Annotated in this window: 4 protein-coding genes, 1 rRNA gene and 2 riboswitches; of the genes, 3 read left to right on the forward strand and 2 right to left on the reverse strand. The window is 41.6% G+C overall.

Going from position 1 to position 4,582, the window contains the following annotated elements; genetic code table 11:
* Positions 1-222: helix-turn-helix domain-containing protein (locus BM213_RS14135; protein ID WP_091705207.1), on the reverse strand; the 222-nt coding region annotated here is incomplete at its 3' end.
* A gap of 80 nt (positions 223-302) precedes the next feature.
* Positions 303-470 (reverse strand): DUF6944 family repetitive protein, encoded by a 168-nt coding sequence (locus BM213_RS15360; protein ID WP_425265938.1) that lies wholly within the window; start codon positions 468-470, stop codon positions 303-305.
* A gap of 244 nt (positions 471-714) precedes the next feature.
* A riboswitch (purine riboswitch) is annotated at positions 715-816 on the forward strand.
* A 94-nt stretch (positions 817-910) separates the two neighbouring features.
* Here BM213_RS15360 and guaA point away from each other — a divergent pair.
* From guaA to BM213_RS14155, 3 genes are all read left to right on the forward strand, one after another.
* Positions 911-2,431: a glutamine-hydrolyzing GMP synthase gene (gene guaA, locus BM213_RS14145; RefSeq protein ID WP_091705214.1), complete on the forward strand. Its 1,521-nt coding sequence runs from the start codon at positions 911-913 to the stop codon at positions 2,429-2,431.
* Positions 2,432-2,514: 83 nt separating this feature from the next.
* Positions 2,515-2,616, forward strand: a riboswitch (purine riboswitch).
* 116 nt (positions 2,617-2,732) lie between these two features.
* Positions 2,733-4,058, forward strand: coding sequence for an NCS2 family permease (locus tag BM213_RS14150; RefSeq protein WP_167357429.1), 1,326 nt, complete (start codon positions 2,733-2,735; stop codon positions 4,056-4,058).
* Between the two features lie 242 nt (positions 4,059-4,300).
* Positions 4,301-4,582, forward strand: a 16S ribosomal RNA gene (locus BM213_RS14155); the annotation flags it as partial.

Below are 4,582 nucleotides of genomic sequence, written 5' to 3' on the forward strand. Positions count from 1 at the left end.
TAAATGATCGAGCCCACCTTCATTAAAACGTGCCACATAAAGTGCAACCGATTGACGGCATAGATTAACCATTTTTGCGACATCTTTTCCAAGAAACCCTTCCATGACGAGACGAACGGCAGTCACCCGAACACGAAGGGAAGCATCTTTGATTTTCCGTTCTTGTTTCCGAAGTGTTCGAGGTGTCCAACCGTGATCATTTGTAATTTTAAGACGTTTCATGTCCTTTCCGCTCCTTTTATACGTGGGTATTTAGGAGCAGTATAACCATGAAAAAAGGTGTTCATACAGAAGTCATGGTTTTAAGGTGCATGTATATAGTTTCCTGTAATCTCTAGACGCTCTCCTTCTTTGCTTAATAGGGTAGCGACAACTGTCACATTCCCAATGGATTGAATGCCATTTCCATATGTACATAGTACATTGGATGTTTTATCATCTGCTTCTAAGGCATTTCCGATGGCTTGCAGTACGTTTCCCTACAAATCAAGAGCGAACTGTTTTTTCTCACTTAAAGAAGGAATGCTTCCAACAGCTGATGTGCCCGTGCCTAAAGCTTGGGTAAAAGTTCTCATTTGAGGATCCATACTCATTCTCCTACGTTCATTTTGCTCGTATATCATATGCAAGTCATTTTGTTCGGTTAATTGTTAGAAAATTTAATAAAAAAGACGATATCTTGACCGATGAGGAACGAAGTTGGTAGAATGGATTAAAATTTAAGATGTGCACCTTCGTATATCCTCGATAATATGGTTCGAGAGTCTCTACCGGGACACCGTAAATGACCCGACTACGAAGGCAGTGTTCTATATTGCTAGAATTCTGCCTTCGTTTTTTTATGAGGAGGTATGAATGCTAGCTTTTTTATTATGTGTAGATGGGGTGATTTCGTTTGAGTCAGCAGGAAATGATCGTCGTTTTAGATTTCGGTAGTCAGTACAATCAGTTAATTACGCGCCGCATTCGTGAGTTTGGGGTATACAGCGAGCTGCATCCACATACGATTACGGCCGAGCAAATTCAACAAATGAATGTAAAAGGAATTGTCTTTTCGGGTGGACCAAATAGCGTGTATGATGAACAATCGTTTACGTGCGATCCAGCGCTTTTTCAGTTAGGTATTCCGATTTTAGGTATTTGTTATGGTATGCAGCTGATGACACACCATTTAGGCGGAAAAGTAGAAAAAGCGACGCATCGAGAATACGGAAAGGCAACGATTACGGTGCAGCGTCCGTCGCAATTGTTTAGTGATTTACCGACGGAGCAAATTGTTTGGATGAGTCATGGAGATTTAGTGACGAAAACGCCGGAAGGGTTTACTATTGATGCGACAAGCCCATCTTGCCCAATTGCGGCGATGAGCGATGAAACGAGAAAGTTTTATGCTGTTCAGTTTCATCCTGAAGTACGTCATTCCGTATATGGTAATGAGTTGTTGAAGCGATTCGTGTTTGAAATTTGTGAATGCAAAGGCGACTGGACGATGGGAAGTTTTATTGATCACGAAGTTCGTAAAATTCGCGAACTCGTCGGCGATAAAAAAGTGCTTTGCGCCTTAAGTGGCGGTGTGGATTCATCGGTGGCGGCAGTTCTCGTCCATCGGGCAATCGGTGATCAGTTGACATGTATTTTTGTTGACCACGGTTTGCTTCGTAAAGGCGAAGCGGAAAGTGTGATGAAAACGTTCTGCGAAGGCTTTCATATGAATGTCATTAAAGTAGATGCAAAGGAACGATTTTTAAATAAATTAAAAGGTGTAAGTGATCCGGAGCAAAAACGAAAAATTATCGGAAATGAATTTATTTACGTTTTTGATGATGAAGCAGCAAAGCTAGATGGCATCGAATTTTTAGTACAAGGTACGTTGTATACTGATATTATTGAAAGCGGCACAGCGACAGCCCAAACGATTAAATCTCATCACAATGTCGGTGGTTTACCAGAAGATATGAAGTTTAAATTAATCGAGCCATTGAATACGCTCTTTAAAGATGAAGTGCGAGCGCTCGGTACAGAATTAGGTATTCCGGATGAAATTGTATGGCGTCAACCGTTTCCAGGACCTGGACTTGGCATTCGTGTATTAGGGGAAGTGACAGAAGAGAAGTTAGAGATTGTTCGTGAATCAGACGCCATTTTACGTGAAGAAATAAAAAAAGCCGGGCTTGATCGTGAAATTTGGCAGTACTTCACGGTTCTACCTGACATTCGTAGCGTAGGTGTAATGGGTGATGCGCGCACGTATGATTATACGGTCGGTATTCGTGCAGTCACTTCGATTGACGGTATGACAGCGGACTGGGCACGTATTCCGTGGGATGTTCTTGAAGTAATTTCTACACGTATTGTCAACGAAGTGCCTCATGTCAATCGTGTCGTGTATGATATTACAAGCAAGCCGCCGGCAACTATTGAGTGGGAGTAAAAAACGAACAAAAAAAATATTTAAGTAAAAAATGTTCGTTTTTAATATTGACTTTATCGGAGTCGATTGTTAGAATGTATGTGTAAAATAAATAGAGGGTACATCGTATAATCTCGAGAATATGGCTCGGGAGTCTCTACCAAGCTACCGTAAATAGCTTGACTACGATGGGTAATGTGGGGGGAGAGGAATCTGCTTGGTTCCTCTCTATGTTCGTGCATTATGCATCATAGTCAACGCTTCTGGTAGTTTGCTAGAAGCGTTTTTCTTTTTATTACAACATATGGAGGGACTAAAAGTGATCAAAAAGTATTTCCAATTTGATGAGCTTGGCACAAACTATAAGAGGGAAATTATTGCCGGTTTAACGACATTTTTATCTATGGCGTACATTTTATTTGTCAATCCTTCGATTTTATCATTAAGTGCTGTGCCTGATTTGCCAAGTGAAATGAGAATGGATCAAGGGGCGGTATTCACGGCGACGGCCATTGCAGCGGCGGTCGGATCGCTATTAATGGGATTGATTGCGCGTCATCCTATTGCGCTCGCACCGGGAATGGGATTAAATGCTTTCTTTGCTTTTACTGTTGTATTGACGATGGGGATCCCTTGGCAGACCGCGTTATCAGGCGTTTTAGTATCTGGACTTATTTTTATTGTACTTACGTTAAGTGGTATTCGTGAAAAGATTATTAACTCCATTCCCCAAGATTTAAAATATGCGGTTGGGGCAGGAATTGGACTATTTATTACGTTTATCGGATTTCAAAACGCAGGTATTATTGTTAATAACGATGCCGTTCTTGTTGGTTTAGGGGATTTGACAGATGGTAATACGCTGTTAGCTATTTTTGGTGTTATTATTACGGTTATTTTAATGGTTCGTGGTATAAATGGTGGTATTTTTATTGGAATGGTCATTACAGCTGTTATTGGGATGTTTTCGGGATTAATCGATGTACCAACGAAGGTAATCGGTTCTGTACCGAGTTTATCCCCTACATTTGGAGTAGCGTTTGAGCATTTTGGAGAAATTTTTAATATAAAAATGCTAGCGGTTGTGTTGACGTTTTTATTCGTTGATTTCTTCGATACAGCTGGAACGCTCGTTGCTGTAGCGAATCAGGCGGGGTTATTAAAGGATAATAAATTGCCGCGTGCAGGAAAAGCGCTTTTTGCTGATTCTTGTGCGACGGTTGTTGGGGCGATTTTAGGAACGTCAACAACCACATCATATATTGAATCATCGGCCGGGGTAGCGGCTGGTGGACGTACGGGCTTTGCTTCCGTTGTTACTGCGGTATTATTTTTACTTGCGCTATTTTTCTCCCCGCTGCTATCGGTTGTCACGGCGCCAGTTACAGCGCCGGCGTTAATTATCGTTGGTGCGCTGATGGTATCATCTCTTGGAAAGATCGAATGGACTCGGTTTGAAGTTGCTGTTCCTTCCTTTTTGACATTAATTGCAATGCCTTTAACATACAGTATCGCAACAGGAATTGCGATCGGATTTATTTTCTATCCAATTACAATGATTGCAAAAGGTAGAGCGAAAGAAATTCACCCAATTATGTACGGACTATTTATTGTTTTCATTCTATATTTCGCATTTTTAGTGGAATAAATATTTAGGGGCTCGGGCGTACCCGAGTCCCTATTTTTTTTTAAAAAAACAGTTGACTGTGAAATAAACTTTTGATAGTATACTTGTTGCTGATTGAAACAAGTAGCTTTTCGAAATGATAAAAAAGTGTTGACAAAGAGGATGTAAAATGTTATATTAAAAAGGTCGCTTCAAAAAGCGGCACTGATGTTCCTTGAAAACTGAACGAAGCGAAAAGCGTATGAAGCTAGAGAGATAAACTTTCTATGGAGAGTTTGATCCTGGCTCAGGACGAACGCTGGCGGCGTGCCTAATACATGCAAGTCGAGCGGACGATTCGAAAGCTTGCTTTTGAATCGTTAGCGGCGGACGGGTGAGTAACACGTGGGCAACCTGCCCTGTAGACGGGGATAACACCGAGAAATCGGTGCTAATACCGGATAACACGAAATGTCGCATGACGTTTCGTTGAAAGGCGGCGCAAGCTGCCGCTACAGGATGGGCTCGCGGCGCATTAGCTAGTTGGTGAGGTAACGGCTCACCAA

It is taken from the genome of Anoxybacillus pushchinoensis (assembly GCF_900111795.1).
GTDB lineage: Bacteria > Bacillota > Bacilli > Bacillales > Anoxybacillaceae > Anoxybacillus > Anoxybacillus pushchinoensis.

Excerpts from the sequence above, each read along its gene's own strand:
- guaA (WP_091705214.1), top strand. The coding sequence starts at position 911 with ATGATCGTCGTTTTAGATTTCGGTAGTCAGTACAATCAGTTAATTACG.